At 46.8% G+C, this 15,300-nt stretch carries 10 protein-coding genes and 1 CRISPR repeat array; of the genes, 2 read left to right on the top strand and 8 right to left on the bottom strand.

Features of this window, described 5'->3' with window-relative positions:
• Positions 1 to 35: 35 nt before the first annotated feature.
• The 8 genes from QUA00_RS14515 to QUA00_RS14480 form a co-directional block, all read right to left on the bottom strand.
• Positions 36 to 1,622 (bottom strand): hypothetical protein, encoded by a 1,587-nt coding sequence (locus QUA00_RS14515; protein ID WP_333410056.1) that lies wholly within the window; start codon positions 1,620 to 1,622, stop codon positions 36 to 38.
• An 86-nt stretch (positions 1,623 to 1,708) separates the two neighbouring features.
• Positions 1,709 to 5,455: a CRISPR direct-repeat array (repeat unit 37 nt; unit sequence GTTTCAATCCCTGATAGGGAGTTTGGTTAATTGCGGC).
• A 279-nt stretch (positions 5,456 to 5,734) separates the two neighbouring features.
• Positions 5,735 to 7,867 (bottom strand): DNA-binding protein, encoded by a 2,133-nt coding sequence (locus tag QUA00_RS14510; protein ID WP_333143198.1) that lies wholly within the window; start codon positions 7,865 to 7,867, stop codon positions 5,735 to 5,737.
• 282 nt (positions 7,868 to 8,149) lie between these two features.
• Positions 8,150 to 8,845, bottom strand: a complete 696-nt coding sequence (locus QUA00_RS14505; protein WP_333410055.1) for a Uma2 family endonuclease — start codon at positions 8,843 to 8,845, stop codon at positions 8,150 to 8,152.
• A gap of 33 nt (positions 8,846 to 8,878) precedes the next feature.
• Positions 8,879 to 9,886, bottom strand: a complete 1,008-nt coding sequence (locus QUA00_RS14500; RefSeq protein ID WP_333410054.1) for a ribonuclease III domain-containing protein — start codon at positions 9,884 to 9,886, stop codon at positions 8,879 to 8,881.
• A gap of 351 nt (positions 9,887 to 10,237) precedes the next feature.
• The gene (locus QUA00_RS14495) at positions 10,238 to 10,930 is read right to left on the bottom strand and encodes a hypothetical protein (protein ID WP_333143201.1); all 693 of its coding nucleotides are present in this window, start codon (positions 10,928 to 10,930) and stop codon (positions 10,238 to 10,240) included.
• Between the two features lie 151 nt (positions 10,931 to 11,081).
• The gene (locus QUA00_RS14490) at positions 11,082 to 11,750 is read right to left on the bottom strand and encodes a hypothetical protein (protein ID WP_333410053.1); all 669 of its coding nucleotides are present in this window, start codon (positions 11,748 to 11,750) and stop codon (positions 11,082 to 11,084) included.
• 167 nt (positions 11,751 to 11,917) lie between these two features.
• Complete coding sequence (locus QUA00_RS14485; RefSeq protein WP_333308488.1) at positions 11,918 to 12,691, bottom strand: PP2C family serine/threonine-protein phosphatase; 774 nt, start codon at positions 12,689 to 12,691, stop codon at positions 11,918 to 11,920.
• A 281-nt stretch (positions 12,692 to 12,972) separates the two neighbouring features.
• Positions 12,973 to 13,635, bottom strand: a complete 663-nt coding sequence (locus QUA00_RS14480) for a VWA domain-containing protein (RefSeq protein ID WP_333143204.1) — start codon at positions 13,633 to 13,635, stop codon at positions 12,973 to 12,975.
• A 247-nt stretch (positions 13,636 to 13,882) separates the two neighbouring features.
• Between QUA00_RS14480 and QUA00_RS14475 the strand changes: the two genes are divergently transcribed.
• Positions 13,883 to 14,485 carry a Uma2 family endonuclease gene (locus tag QUA00_RS14475; RefSeq protein WP_333410052.1) on the top strand — a complete coding sequence of 201 codons (603 nt, stop codon included), beginning with the start codon at positions 13,883 to 13,885 and terminating at the stop codon, positions 14,483 to 14,485.
• A 52-nt stretch (positions 14,486 to 14,537) separates the two neighbouring features.
• Complete coding sequence (locus QUA00_RS14470; protein WP_333244344.1) at positions 14,538 to 14,792, top strand: DUF6737 family protein; 255 nt, start codon at positions 14,538 to 14,540, stop codon at positions 14,790 to 14,792.
• Positions 14,793 to 15,300: the final 508 nt, after the last annotated feature.

Below are 15,300 nucleotides of genomic sequence, written 5' to 3'. Positions count from 1 at the left end.
GTTATTGCGGCTTCAATTGAAATGCGCTCCCTTTTTTATTTACTAAACGTTACCTGGATTTCCCAGGTTTGCGTATTGAGGTGTATTGCCTCAATTCTGGCGATCGCCTTAACGATCGCATTGGTCAACCTTTTCACATCCTCCTTGGAGAATATGGACTGGGTTTTTTCCATGTCTATCATGGATCTTGCTTCGGTCAGCAGAGTTTGCTCGATCGCTAAAGCGATCTCAGTATTTGTATCATTAACTGGAATGCTGTTGATAGCCTCTGCAACCAAGTCGGCTACAGAGGCTATCTGCTTGATGGCATCTCCTGGAGAAATAGATTGAGTTTTTTCTGTATCCACCACGGATTGTAATTGTGTCACTAGAGCTTCCTCGATCTCCCGTTTTTTCGCTTTAACCTTTGTGTCAACTAGGTGATCGAGGACTTTTTCGGCAACTTTCGTTGCAGATTTCAGTTGCCCTATAGCTTCCTGCCGGGAAGCTGGTTCGGGAGATTCCCAAATCTCTAATTTTTCGACGGTCGAAACCGTCATCGTGACTTCCGAGTCGTACACCAGGATGGTGGCAGATTCGGACTCCAAAACCACTGGTTTTGGATTTGTGATTTCCGCTGTTGTCAGCGCTTTGACGGCGCTAACGACTGTCGGCAACAAGCAGCGAACTGCTGCTGCACTGACAGCGATGTACTGAAGCCCCACAGGGAGTGCTAAGGTGATCAACTTTGCAGTACCGATCAGCCGGATGGCTGACTCAATGGCATCTGCCATTATTTGAAAGGATGTTCGTGGAGGCACGTCAAAGCTTCCATTGATTTGAATCATTATCTGTTGACCGTTCGTATCTCTTAGTTGCACCATTCCTTTTTTATTGATGTTGATTTTGAGTTTTCCTCCTTTCTCAAGTAAAGGTTTTAACTCCTTTTGAGGAAACGCAATCTCGATCGTCCCTTCAGGGACTAACCCTGGGTAAAACGGAGGTTCGCTGACATCTATCGCCCATATGGCTGCGATGTCACTTGACTGGATTATTATTTTTTCTTGCCCTATTTCGACGCAGATCGAACGATCCGACTCGAATAGGGCTTCTTTGGGAGCTGAGAACTCCACAGACTCACCGTCTTGAAGCGGATGATCCAAGATAAGGGTTTGCATTGCGATCATCCCATCAGGCGCGATCGCGGATAAAGAAAGTACATTTCCACATACCTCGAAATGTACTTTCTTGTCGGCGAACGCGCCAAACTTTTTAATTATTTTCCACTCCTTAGTGGAAAAATAAATACTGTCGGCGATATCGCCGACATTGAAGTCTGGAACTTCAAACTTGTCTGAGACAATAAAAAGTTCATTCTTTGAACCTAGAACTATATTGGTTATAGGGTCAAACATTAGGTTGAGATTTCTGTCTATGTCTTGCTGTATTTCTTCAAGTATTCCTTTACTTGCCTCTCCAATCCACGAGATTTCTCCCGCTTCTACCAAAAACTTCACACGTACTGTTGTAGCACCGAGTTCGATAAAGACCGAAGCCTTTCCGAAACCGTTGTACGACAATATGTGTGAAGTTTTTGGTGAACTTGAGTTGGAAATTAGTTCAAGAATCATTGTGATAGACATAATCTAATCCTTTGTTTTGTTGTTTACTCTATCTCCAAACCTTATTGAAAGTGGAAGAGTTCGCAGAAGCAAATGCTTCCACTTTCGTTTCAATCCCTGATAGGGATTTAGTTTAATCGCGGCTTTAATATCTAGTCCCGATAAGGCGACATCAATATTGTTTCAATCCCTGATAGGGATTTAGTTTAATTGCGGCACTAACGTTCATTCGATCTCGTTCACCGTATGAGTTTCAATCCCTGATAGGGATTTAGTTTAATTGCGGCCTAACTCGATCACCCATTCCAGATTTTCAGTATAGGCGTTTCAATCCCTGATAGGGATTTAGTTTAATTGCGGCGGCAGTGCTACCGCATTTGTCAAGCGATTTACATTGTCTCGTTTCAATCCCTGATAGGGATTTAGTTTAATTGCGGCTTTGAGGGTGGGTGGTGGTGGCAAACGATTTATGTTTCAATCCCTGATAGGGATTTAGTTTAATTGCGCTGAAAGTTGTAGGTTCGTCATGTGCTTTTCAGGATGTTTCAATCCCTGATAGGGATTTAGTTTAATTGCGCCAAGATTGGACGATCGACGCAGAAGAGTTACTAAGGTTTCAATCCCTGATAGGGATTTAGTTTAATTGCGGCCAAACACGCCAACGAGGATATTATCGGCATTATGTTTCAATCCCTGATAGGGATTTAGTTTAATTGCGGCATGGCAATACTATCGGTGGCGGGAGGGCGACCGAAAGTGTTTCAATCCCTGATAGGGATTTAGTTTAATTGCGGCACGATGTAATCGCAAGATACAAAGCCAAATTAATGGTTTCAATCCCTGATAGGGATTTAGTTTAATTGCGGCGCAGTCTGACCGCCGCCGAATAGTCGCAGTTGTAGTTTCAATCCCTGATAGGGATTTAGTTTAATTGCGTCTGTGGAGCCAACTACTAATGATGCGTTTTTTGGTTTCAATCCCTGATAGGGAGTTTGGTTAATTGCGGCCCCATTCCTACTTCCTTTAGGTGGCGCCATTTTAATTGTTTCAATCCCTGATAGGGAGTTTGGTTAATTGCGGCCCAACTTTACGGCAGATTGCTAGGGAAGTAACTTGTTTCAATCCCTGATAGGGAGTTTGGTTAATTGCGGCAGCAATCTAGTTAATTCTTCGCCAGCGGTTCTTGAGTTTCAATCCCTGATAGGGAGTTTGGTTAATTGCGGCAGTCATGGTGATCGCCCAAAAATCCACGAATTAGTTTCAATCCCTGATAGGGAGTTTGGTTAATTGCGGCTCGATTTTTACCAGCCGGGGATTACTTTTTACTACGAGTTTCAATCCCTGATAGGGAGTTTGGTTAATTGCGGCTTTTCAACTTTTTAAGAACTGGGTAATTATTTTGAGTTTCAATCCCTGATAGGGAGTTTGGTTAATTGCGGCTGGCCTGTACTGTAGTAGTCAATCCGGCGTAACCGGTTTCAATCCCTGATAGGGAGTTTGGTTAATTGCGGCTCTCTTTCTCTGGCGTCCTTGATGATAAAAGCTTGTTTCAATCCCTGATAGGGAGTTTGGTTAATTGCGGCCAAAATAATCATGGCACAGAAACCGCCCCAACTTGTTTCAATCCCTGATAGGGAGTTTGGTTAATTGCGGCGGATCGCGTGCTTAGATTGGATCGTAGTGGGAGCTTCATGTTTCAATCCCTGATAGGGAGTTTGGTTAATTGCGGCTCGGCTACATCAATTTGCAGCTCGATCCATGTATTTGCTGCGTTTCAATCCCTGATAGGGAGTTTGGTTAATTGCGGCCTACTACTGTGTCGGGCGATCGCACTCCTTTTTCTGGGTTTCAATCCCTGATAGGGAGTTTGGTTAATTGCGGCACAGATGATTTTTGGATGCGATCGACAATTTCAGGGTTTCAATCCCTGATAGGGAGTTTGGTTAATTGCGGCTAAATGCGATCGACCGCTCAATATCCAAGTGAAGGGTTTCAATCCCTGATAGGGAGTTTGGTTAATTGCGGCTAGGATTAGGGAGGAAAGGAAAAAAGTGGGAAGAAAGGTTTCAATCCCTGATAGGGAGTTTGGTTAATTGCGGCTTTTGATCTTTGAGGATAGATTGCAATATTTTGTCTTGGTTTCAATCCCTGATAGGGAGTTTGGTTAATTGCGGCCATTACCCCGAGGAGATGCCCATAAAACCTGCAACCAGTTTCAATCCCTGATAGGGAGTTTGGTTAATTGCGGCTTAGAATAGCCAAAATTTTTAGCCCGCGAAACATCAAGTTTCAATCCCTGATAGGGAGTTTGGTTAATTGCGGCTGAAGCCTCTTATCGTAAGCCTGGGGCGGGTATGTGTTTCAATCCCTGATAGGGAGTTTGGTTAATTGCGGCCAGAGTATGGAGAGATTAGAGAGCAAATCTATTTCGTTTCAATCCCTGATAGGGAGTTTGGTTAATTGCGGCTTTTGAGCGTTGCAGCCCGGATTCTAGCTAATCGTTTCAATCCCTGATAGGGAGTTTGGTTAATTGCGGCGGCGGACTCGTGCGAATGGCAGTGGGGACGGTACAGAGGTTTCAATCCCTGATAGGGAGTTTGGTTAATTGCGGCTCCTGAGTCCATAGAAAGTTCAGCGCCATCACTGATCAAGCGTTTCAATCCCTGATAGGGAGTTTGGTTAATTGCGGCCGTACCCACCTATAAATGGAGCGGGAATTATGCAGGGTTTCAATCCCTGATAGGGAGTTTGGTTAATTGCGGCCTTGGGTTTTCCTCATCTGGCGATTTCTGGGCTTCCCGTTTCAATCCCTGATAGGGAGTTTGGTTAATTGCGGCTTCCTGCCATATTTGCAGACTGGGCAGATGCCGTTGTTTCAATCCCTGATAGGGAGTTTGGTTAATTGCGGCCGCAGGTGGTAAGCAAATTGGCTGGCTAATTCTTGTTTCAATCCCTGATAGGGAGTTTGGTTAATTGCGGCGTAGAAGCTGCGACGGCACCGGCCCCAGAATTGCAGGCAGGTTTCAATCCCTGATAGGGAGTTTGGTTAATTGCGGCGCACCCGAAACCAAGCGCAATCAATCTTTGGTCGCTGTTTCAATCCCTGATAGGGAGTTTGGTTAATTGCGGCTCAAAGCCAGCGACAGAGGAAACGTACCGCGATCGTTTCAATCCCTGATAGGGAGTTTGGTTAATTGCGGCTGCGTGGCAGTCTGCGAGCTGATATTGAAGGCAGAGTTTCAATCCCTGATAGGGAGTTTGGTTAATTGCGGCTTTAACAAGTAACACTAATGCTAGTAATGCAATTAACTTGGGGTTTCAATCCCTGATAGGGAGTTTGGTTAATTGCGGCACGAAGACGACGAAGACGAGGAAGAGGCTGCTCAATACGTTTCAATCCCTGATAGGGAGTTTGGTTAATTGCGGCCTGGGAAAAAAAGTATGGAGAGTGCGATCGAAGGTTTCAATCCCTGATAGGGAGTTTGGTTAATTGCGGCCTTAACTCTGAGCTTTTGCCGATGTACTTTTTATGTGTTTCAATCCCTGATAGGGAGTTTGGTTAATTGCGGCGCATTTTTCTCAGTTTTTCCGAGAGTAAATTCTCTCGTTTCAATCCCTGATAGGGAGTTTGGTTAATTGCGGCAAGTGTCTAGCAGTTGTCTAGCAGTCACCAGCGTTTCAATCCCTGATAGGGAGTTTGGTTAATTGCGGCAAAAATCAGTAGTGAGGAGAGGAGTAGAGGCTACGTTTCAATCCCTGATAGGGAGTTTGGTTAATTGCGGCTGGCATAACGGCGTTAAGAAATGGGGCAATAAAGGTTTCAATCCCTGATAGGGAGTTTGGTTAATTGCGGCTGCCCGTTCCAGAAGCCTTGCTGTATTTGGTTTTCAACGTTCATTTGCGTCTGCATAAAACAAAAGTACCATTTCAGCCTTCGACTTGTCAATACCCAACTTTTCAGACAGCCCTCAAACCCTTGTCCTGCATAGATTCCAGCGATTGCGTCTACCATTTTATTGCTTGAACTGCCTCAAACCCTTAGAGCATATACATTATAGCCCCAAAAATTAACCCCTCGATTTTTACACCTAGGCATAGACGCATTTTCCACCCAAAAACAGACATCAACCGAATCACCACTTACCCAAAGCCCCCCAAACAGTACCCGAAACCACGCCCCAAATCGCCCCCAAACCAGCCCCCACGATCGCCCCCGCCACAGGCCCCAACTCCACCGGCACCCCAGCGCTAACAGCCGGAAACATCGCAGACACCAGCGCCCCCAACACAGCACCCGCAAAAGTCCCCAAAAAACTGCCCCAAATCGCCCCCAAAGCCCCACCCCTCACCCCCGAAGGCTGAAACGAAATCGGCAGCTTCGGCGCAAACCCGCACAAACCTAACAAACCTCCAGAAACCACACCCCCAACAGAACCCACACCAGCAGCCACGATCGCCACACCCAGCAGCAAACGCGCAAACTCATCCACCGGCCGCATCTGGACACCGTATTGCTGCCAAACCACCAGCCCAGCCCCCAAAAAAACACCAGCCAGAGTCCCCACAAACGAGCCCCAGACCGCCCCCAAATACCCTCCCCGCCGGCCCCACACCCTCCCCGCCGGCAGCGCCAGAGGAGGCCGAAAACTCGCCCAAACACAGCCCCAGACAGTACCAACCCCCGCCCCAGCCAAAATCCTCTCCCCGATTCCCGGAGTGCTATTAATCGCCCCAAACACCGCACCGCCGATCGCCGCCAACAAAAAAGCCCCCCAAGCCGCCCCCACCAAAACTCCCCCCCACTTCCGCCAAATCTGATTCGGCGGCAAAGTAAAAACGCCCCACATCATCCCAAAAAAACAGCCCCAAATCGTACCAACAAAAATCGCCCCCAAAATAGCCCCGCCGCCCTCAGCTATTACCGAATAAATCCCCCCGATCGCCGCCAAACACAAACTCCCCCAAACACCACCCCAAGCAGCATCCTGAACAATGCGCTCAAACTTGCCCACGGGAAGCTGAGGCGCAGGAGTCCGACTCCGAGAAGACATCGGCATCGGTAGCAACGGCACTGCGTACTGGCCGATGGGGCGCGGCAGCCCCGTGGCGGGCTGTTGCCGGCGGACTGCGGGCTCCCTTACGACGGGCGGGGGTTGGGGCTTTTTACGCTTGATTTTCGCGGGCTGCAAGTGCAATCCGTTGCTGACTGCTTGCCGCGAAGGAAACGGATCGCGGCCTTTGAGGAGTTTTGCCCGATCGCACCAAGGGCAGCGACTGAGATGATTTCCGTACTTATGCTGACTGTTTTTGCTGCAAGTTACCAAAGCATCTTCGGCTTCCCGAATCGCATTCACCCAAGTTTTCGCATCCGGGCGCGCCGAAGGATTGCCGTGCCCTTCCTCAAAACAGCGGATAAACATCTGCCGCAGCCGCGGATGCAGCATCTCAAAAGGAGGCGCAGCGGGCATCGGGCGGTAGCGGGCGGGCACGGGGGCACCGCCCCTACTGCATCCGGGGACATGGCCCGATCGAATTCTTGCTTCCAAAGACGGCGGTTCATCGCTACCGAGATAAACTCCCGAAAACGGATGCGTACCTTCCATCAGCAATTGAAAAATTAATACGGCTAAACCGAACAAATCGTGCTCTGGAGATCGATCGATATCGCGGAAAGTCTGCCCCTGCAACTCCGGCGGCGTAAACTCCGGTTTCCCCACGGGACACCGATAAACGTAACCCGTATAAGGATCGCGCACTTGAAACGAATCGGTGTCTACCAGCGTTACCAACGCCGTATCCGTCACGAGAATGTTCGACTCGTTTACGTCGCCGATGACGTAACCCCTGACGTGGAGGGCGTTTACAGCCGAGGCGAGATTTCTGGCGGTACGGTGGAGGTAAAGATAGCTAAATAGCGGTTTTTGTTCGCGCCTGGTTTTGGGAGTGTAGAAAGTGTGTACCGGCATCACTTTGTTGACGCGCGGCATCACAAAACCGACGATTTTTTCTCGCCCGCCGACAGTATGCAGCAAATCGATCGGCCAAGCAATGGAAGCGTGTCCCGGTTCCGCGATCGGCGCATCCGGCGGCATACTGAACATGACTGTGAGTTTGTCGCCGTCTTCGTCTGTCGGTTTGTGGTAGATTTTTGCTACAAGGGACGAGTCTTGGGCGATCGGGTAGATGCGGCCTTCACCCCCGCTGGCGATCGCGGTTTTGGTGTCGATCGCAATCAGTTGTCCGCTAAATTGGCGCTGCAACTGCATAGAATTCGCTTAGGGTATGGGGGCATCAATCGATTTTAGATTTTAGATTTTGGATTTTAGATTAAAGAAAGCTACCCCACTGATAGATCCGTAATTCTATTTTATTGTGGGGAGTAGGGCTTGGGCAGGAGAGCCGGCCCTTGAAAATTCAGCAACAGGCTACGAGGGCCTGTTCCACGATAATTCTATTTTATTGTGGGTTGGGCAGGAGAGCCCGCCCTGGAAAACTCAGCAACAGGCTACGAGGGCCTGTTCCACAATAGTTCAATTTTGCAGTTTTGCTTACAATAGATTGGGATCGATGCCCATTTCTCGGAGTCTTGATTCCAAAGCTTGCGATCGCGATCGTTCTTGTTCCAGCAGCATTTCTGCCTGTTCGGCCCGCGCCTCGGCTTGCTGGATCTGTCGATCGAGTTCCACAAAACTCCTAAACGGTTCTCCAGATGGCCCGAACATTTCGAGTCCTGTTTCTGATAATTGAAACCGCACTCCCAGTCTGGGACTTACCCAACCGTCCATTTGTTCGATCGCTTCTAATTGTGACTCAACCCGCAACCATCCTGTCAGTTCTAATGTTTGCGGGTCGTACAAATAGTATTCTTCCACGCCGTAGCGTTCGTAGAATCTGAATTTTTCAATCATCGGAGTCAGACGATTTCCCGGCGACCAAATTTCAAACGCGACTTGCGGTGCAATATTATCTTCATGCCACTGTTGGTAGGAACCTCGATATCCTTTTGATCTGCCCAAAACTACCATCACATCTGGTGCTTGGCAAAGTTTATTATTTCCTTCCACCGGATACCAAAGCAAGTCACCTGCTACAAAAACATTTGGATCATCGGCAAACAGCAATTCTAAGTTTTCTTTAATCCAAACAATTAATCGAAACTGATCCGTATTGTTTGACATCGGTTCGCCGTTATCGTCGGGGTAGATGATATTTGATTTTTCGGGAGATTGCAGTTGTGTAACCATTGCTGTTTCCCCAATTTTTTTGACAAGTTGATTTTATTTTAGTCGATCGCCTGTTTCCTCTTCCAGTTCGTCAACGGCGGTTTGGATAAAGTTATCCACCAACCAGTCGCGGGTACGCGAGAAATTGCTTCTCAATTCCAGGTACTGACTGCCTAGTTTTGCCTTAAAGTCTTTGGGGAAAATCTCTTTGGCTACTAACATATTTTTCCAGCGAGTTAGCTGGCTGGCGTTGCGTTCGGGAAAGCGGTTGTACAAATAGTCGATCGCGATCGCATCTAGAATATCCGCACCGAGGATTTCCCGCCGTTTCACCTCGTTTTCGGGCCCTACTTGTCGCGGCTGAGTTAGATCCTCATGCTGGCTAACGTTGGGTTCAATCAAGTGCTGAATCAGCCAGTTTCCCCCACGGAAAAAATCGCGATTCAACTCCAAGTAAATCGCGCCAAACAAAGCTTCAAAAGCCTCCAAAAAATTCCTAGTGTGCTCGCTTTTGTCGGCTTCTTTCCCATTCCAGACGCGCCAACCGAGTTCGTTTAATTTCAGATTTTGTGCAAAATCCGCCAGTTTTTTCGGATCTGCTAAACGAGCTTTTAAGGTTGAGATAGCATCGGGATCGAGTTCTGGATATTCGCGGTAGAGGTAATCGGTAACAACAGCACCGAAAATCGCTGCGCCTAAAAGTGACAGCCGTTTGTACTTAACCTCTTGCCAAGCGGGAGACTCCAGGGGGCGATCGGAGTAATAGCTGGTAGAGTAACGGCAATTCAAGGCAATTTCCAGCAGTTTTGTCTGCTGAAAGCTGGAAAGGTCGATCGCTGCTTTGACTGCTTCAATATCTACCTTTTTATTTTTTATTAGCTCTAATTCTTCTTCACATTTTCCCCACTTTTCCAACCACTCCCCGCCAGCATCTTCCACATACAAATCCACAAAATCTACCCCGTAATTCATCCAGTCATCCTGCATTTTTCGGGCTGCTTCCAGTTCTTCCCAGACTTTTTGCAAGTTATTTTCAACGATGCTCGTACCTTGTACAGTCATAGTATTTGATTTTGATGTAATTTGATTTTTTTTTCCACAATTCCACGGCGATTAAATCAAATCTCAATTCAATTTATGCCGAGTTGCTAGTTATTTAACAAGATTGATTGCTGCGGTAAATCTTCCCTGCTTAGCCTTGGTATCAAGCACCTGTTGTCGCCGTCTGGCAGACCCCTCCCGGAACCAGAAAAGGGGAGGAAGAATCTTGCTCCGCCTTCCCTTTTGCGGGAAGCTGTCTGGGGACTAGGCTTTTGCCATTGTCGAGAATTGTGCAATATGTGAGTTAGTCAAATTTTTTTTTTCACGGAGTTTGGAGCAGTCGAACTATTCTCAGCAGCATATCTGCTTGATTTACGGGAACTTGAGGTAACGACCTGCGGGCAAATTATCACTATTATATAATGCAATGTTAACTAACTGGTTCAAGAAATTTGCATCATTTTTATCATAACTTAAGAATAATCCTCTGTCAATCCCCCAAGCTTGAAGAGTTTGTTGCCAATTTTGATATTTTAGTTCAGAAAACTCATCCGAAAGAGTAGTGACTTGAATGCAGAGGGGCTGCTGTTGGCGGTTGCTAACGATGGAATCGGTTGCCATAGAAAGGTCTGCAACATATCGATACAAAACAGTGCCTTGCCGATCGACAATTCGGGCTGCGATCGCACGAATCACGAGATCATCTCCCGGATCGAATTGGCCGGCCTTGAGTTTTTGTTTCCAGATGTAAAATTTGCGATCGTTTTCGCTCAGCCATTTAGGAAATAGATAGCTGTACCAATACCTTTCTCCCGGCGTCATTAACTCAAACGCGGCTTGCTGTTCTCTTTCCGAAGGTAGAGATTGAACTGCCAGCCAAACCTGAGAATCTCGGATAAGCTGCAGTAAAAAAGCCATCACAAATTTTTTAGCCGTTAGCGAACCGGGTTTAATATCTTTCACCCAGCGATTGATTTCATCCAATCTTCTCGCTAAACTCGGATCTATTAGATCTGCGTCGCTAATTAGGGAGTTGAGCTGATCCTTAATCTCTTGTGCTTGCAAATGACGACCTACTGTACAAACTAAAGCAAAATTGTTGACACCTCGATTTTATTATAGAACCGCGCCAAATTTTCACCGCTCGCGAGACAGCGCTAACAATTTTTGTGGGGTAGGTATCCTGACAGCCCTGGACTTGATTTTTCGGAGATGTCTATTGAATAGTTGCTGCCGATTCCCGCAGGCGCAGGTACAATAAAACCAAATAAACATTCATCAACGGCCCGGCTAAAAATCCGAGTAGATTACTTGTAAGCTGATATCCTACGGATTTGGCCGTCGGATCGATTAATAGGGAAATCAATATTATTGGCACAAAAACCAGCAAAACAATCAGAGAAATCGCTCGAAATAGCAACCACCAGCGCCCTTTAGTTAATTTCCAACTGCTGCTAAGACTGTCCACCGCCGAAGAGTTATCAATGACGGTAGCGTACAATGAAAATGTTAAGCGATATGATACATAAAGACCGGGAATTATTAGTGCAATGAAGCCTGCAAACACCACCCCCACAAACAAAATATAAGCCAAAATAAGGTGCAGCAATCTTCTGCTTGCTTGATTGAAAGCCTGACCCACAGTTACTTGATTTCGAGTCAAACTTCGGTAAGTGTAGAAAATCATGGCTCCCGAAAATAAAGGAACTGCCACGAACGAGTAGATAAAGAAAAGAACACCTGCTGAACCGAGATTGCCAAAACTATTGAGCGCGACCAATATAAAATTGGGAAAATTGATTGTCAACAGGGGAGCGTATATAGGTTTCGTAGTAGCAAATGTTTCTCGCAACAAGCTTCTGGCACTAATTCGTGGATTTGTCATAATTTTTTATCCGCTTTTTGTAAGTGGAGTTGAGATCACATCTTGCACCATTCTCAATAAGCCTTTTCTGAACAGGCAAGATGCCTGTTCCACAAGAAAATTTATCTTTTGTGGAACAGGCATCTTGCCTGTTCTTGAGAATGGTGCAATATCTCAAGTTGAACAGACTAGACATTGGTCGAAAAAGTTGCTAACAATAATGTTAAGTCATCATCGGTGCGTTCGGAAACGCGGGGCGATCGCAAAAATGACTCTAACTGCTGTTTTGCATCTTCCTCTTCTTTCCACTCGCCAGAAAACCGAAACAAAGGCGCAAAAAACGGCTTGTGCGGCGTGCCTTCTGGGATTTTGAGAGCTAGCATTTGCAAGCCGTCGGAAAAAACGGCTAAGTGCGGCAGTTTTTCCCGCAGTACCTGAAATTGGGCTGTTTCGATCGCATTCGGCGAAATCAAAAAGATAGTTTCGTTGATGTATTCGCCGCAGGGGGGTACTGTCAGGGCGATCGCATTTCCTGCACTATCACCTGCTACCGCCGCACCGTCGCCGATTTGAGCAACTGCGATTAATTCTGGTGTAGCAACAACCGCAATTAAAGTGCAGGCTAAATCTCTCGCAGCCACTTCCCGCACTGCCGCTTCTGCTTCCACCTGTGCCCGCGCAACTTGCAGTGATGCTGTCAAGAATACCTGCCATTCGTCGTCAGTTTCAGGCAGCCTTTCCTGTTGCTGGGAAATCGTTTCGACAACCGCTTCCACAGCAATTTTTGCCCCAACTTCTGCGAGTGCTGCCGAGCCCGCACCGTCGGCAACCGCTGCCGCTAAAACACCGTTTGGCAAGAGACGCCAGCAGTGGGCATCTTGACAAGGCTGCGCTCTTTTTTCGTGGCTCGTACCTATCACCGATGCCGCTACAACTTGCCAATTAAAGGATGAATTCTGCATTAATAACTCTTTAACTCAAAACTTCGTAAATTCACAACTATGCAAAGTCTGGACGGGTTTATTTATCCCTAATTACAGCACTTTTCTGGGTTCGTAGGTACTAGCCATTGTAGGGACACGACAGTGCCGTGTCCCTACGGCACTCTCACTAATGACCAATGACTAATGACTAATGACTAATGACTAATGACTAATGACCAATGACCAATGACTAATGACTAATGACTAATGACCAATGACCAATGACTAATGACCAATGACTAATGACTAATGACCAATGACTAAACAGTTCCCCATCCGGGTGGCGGCAGTGCTACTTGTTCGTCAATTTTTGAGTGAGAAACTCTCTGCATACTAGCCGACAGCCAGATGAACATCTCTCTAAAGTCTAATCCTTTCAATTTTACAGGCGTGCGATCGACAATTTGCGCGAGACGGGGAATATTAGCACCTTCCACTCCGACTGCAAAAAATGCCACCCGCTTGTTAGTTTCTTCCTCTTTAATCCGCTGTGCTGCTATTTCCACAACATCGTCGGATTCACCTTGAGGTTCACCGTCGGTAATCATAAATACCCACGGGCGGTAGTAGGTAATGCCGTTGTTGCGGTATTCGGATTTGCGGGCGGCAATGGTATCTAATGCTAGCTGAATGCCTGCGCCCATGTGGGTTTGTCCTTGAGCTGTCAGCAGTGGCGTCTCGAACTGGTCGGCGGTAACGAAGTCTTGCACGACTTTGATCTGATTGTCAAACGAAATAATCGCGACTTCGACTCGCTTTTTAGCTAGTTCGTCTTTAATTAGGTCATTCCTAAAAATTTCCAGCCCCTCATTCAAGGCATCTATCGGTGCGCCTTGCATGGAGCCGGAGGTGTCCAGCAGGAGGACGCAGGGACAGCGCGGCTCTGGGTTTTCGGCAAATTCTACGGCTTCGTCTAGTCTCATGGTTCGGGGTTGACCTGGGAGTGGCTCGATTTCTAGGTTTGTTACTTTCTACCCTAGCAACTAGGTGACATATTTAACTCAATCTGCCCGCTGGCGATCGTATTTTACCATTTACGTGAATCGATTTTTGATTTTTGATTGTATATTTTAGACTTGAGAATTGGATGTCTGCGGTCAAAAAAACAAATTTGTTCCTGCCTGTGGTAATATAGACTAATAGTATTACTGCAAAATAAGGATAAATCTTATGATTGCAACAGTCACGCAAAAATTAACCTTTGACCAATTCCTTGTAGAATGTCCAGAAGATGGACTATATGAACTGGTAAATGGAGAAATTGTAGAGATGAATGCCACAAGAAATCATGAGGATGTTGCTGATTTTACGTCTGACTCATTTAAAGATGAAATTAAACGGCTAAGTTTAAATTATGTAGTCAAAAATACCGCCGTTATCAGAACTGTAAGTAAAGCCGGCATCGAACAAGGGCGGAGACCGGATGTCAGCGTAATAGAGCGCGACTTGTGGCGATCGAACCGTTCTGCGTATGCTGCATTGCGGGAACCAATTCAACTGGCAGTGGAAGTAACATCAACTAATTGGGAGGACGATTATATAGACAAATTGGACGAATATCGGCGCCTCGGAATTCCTGAATATTGGATTGTAGATTATTTAGCAATTGGCAGCAGGGAATTTCTGGGAAATCCCAAAGTGCCAACTGTATTTGTTCACCTTTTGGATGCAGATGGCAACTATCAAAGAAGCGCGTTTAAAGGCAGTGAACGAATTGTGTCGCGAACTTTTCCCGAATTAACGCTGACAGCAGAAGAGGTGATGAATGTTTAACTTCGGTTAATCCAGCTAGCCCGACTATTCTCCATAAACAATCACTAAAAATATGAAATCTCTTTCTGATAAAAAACTTTCTAATCAAAAAGCTATTAGTCCTTGGAGTTACAAACCTTGGTGGTGTCAACCTTGGTCGATTCTTTTGACAGGTACTAGCCTGATTAGCGGTAGTTGGTTTTTATTAAAAACTGTTTGGATAACTGTTTTAGTCGCGATTCCTTTATTAGCTTGGATGGGTTTTTTCTTGTTAGTTTGGCCGAGGTTGATGCTGTCTAGCGGAGTTTTGGATTCCGATGCAGATTAGGTTTTGGTGGCGGCACCTTATGTTTACGGTAAGGTGCGCGACCATTGGTGTCAACTTAACGTTAAACCCTCAATCCGGCTCTTGTTGAAACCCGTGCCTCAAAGCGAAAGTCCTCGCTATCAGGACTAATGAGTTCTTCAGTCCTCTTCGAGAGGACTTTCGCTATAAGACAGGGAATTCATTCCCTGGCGGGCTGCCTGGTTAGCGAGAGGACTGTTTCATTCTCTTGTAGGGGCAATCCCCCCGTGGTTGCCCCGATGTCTGAAACCCCGACCCGCTCGTCTATGGGCTGGGCGGGCACGGCAGGGCGGTTTCATTCTCTTGTAGGGGCAATCCCACGCCCGGTTGCCCCGATAGTCTGAAACCCCGACCCGCTCGTCTATGGGCTGGGCGGGCACGGGGAGTAGGGGTCGCACCGCCCCTACAAAACCCTGCTTTTTCTGAGAATGAAACAGTTCTGGGGTCAGCCGGAGGACTGGCGGACTAAAAGCTTCAGTTGACACTAATA

This window comes from Microcoleus sp. T2B6, from assembly GCF_036700475.1.
GTDB lineage: Bacteria > Cyanobacteriota > Cyanobacteriia > Cyanobacteriales > Microcoleaceae > Microcoleus.
Note: the sequence above shows the minus strand (reverse complement) of the source record. Positions and strands in the feature narration are given on the sequence as shown.

Excerpts from the sequence above, each read along its gene's own strand:
- QUA00_RS14515 (WP_333410056.1), bottom strand. The coding sequence starts at position 1,622 with ATGTCTATCACAATGATTCTTGAACTAATTTCCAACTCAAGTTCACCA.
- QUA00_RS14510 (WP_333143198.1), bottom strand. The coding sequence starts at position 7,867 with ATGCAGTTGCAGCGCCAATTTAGCGGACAACTGATTGCGATCGACACC.
- QUA00_RS14505 (WP_333410055.1), bottom strand. The coding sequence starts at position 8,845 with ATGGTTACACAACTGCAATCTCCCGAAAAATCAAATATCATCTACCCC.
- QUA00_RS14500 (WP_333410054.1), bottom strand. The coding sequence starts at position 9,886 with ATGACTGTACAAGGTACGAGCATCGTTGAAAATAACTTGCAAAAAGTC.
- QUA00_RS14490 (WP_333410053.1), bottom strand. The coding sequence starts at position 11,750 with ATGACAAATCCACGAATTAGTGCCAGAAGCTTGTTGCGAGAAACATTT.
- QUA00_RS14485 (WP_333308488.1), bottom strand. The coding sequence starts at position 12,691 with ATGCAGAATTCATCCTTTAATTGGCAAGTTGTAGCGGCATCGGTGATA.
- QUA00_RS14480 (WP_333143204.1), bottom strand. The coding sequence starts at position 13,635 with ATGAGACTAGACGAAGCCGTAGAATTTGCCGAAAACCCAGAGCCGCGC.
- QUA00_RS14475 (WP_333410052.1), top strand. The coding sequence starts at position 13,883 with ATGATTGCAACAGTCACGCAAAAATTAACCTTTGACCAATTCCTTGTA.
- QUA00_RS14470 (WP_333244344.1), top strand. The coding sequence starts at position 14,538 with ATGAAATCTCTTTCTGATAAAAAACTTTCTAATCAAAAAGCTATTAGT.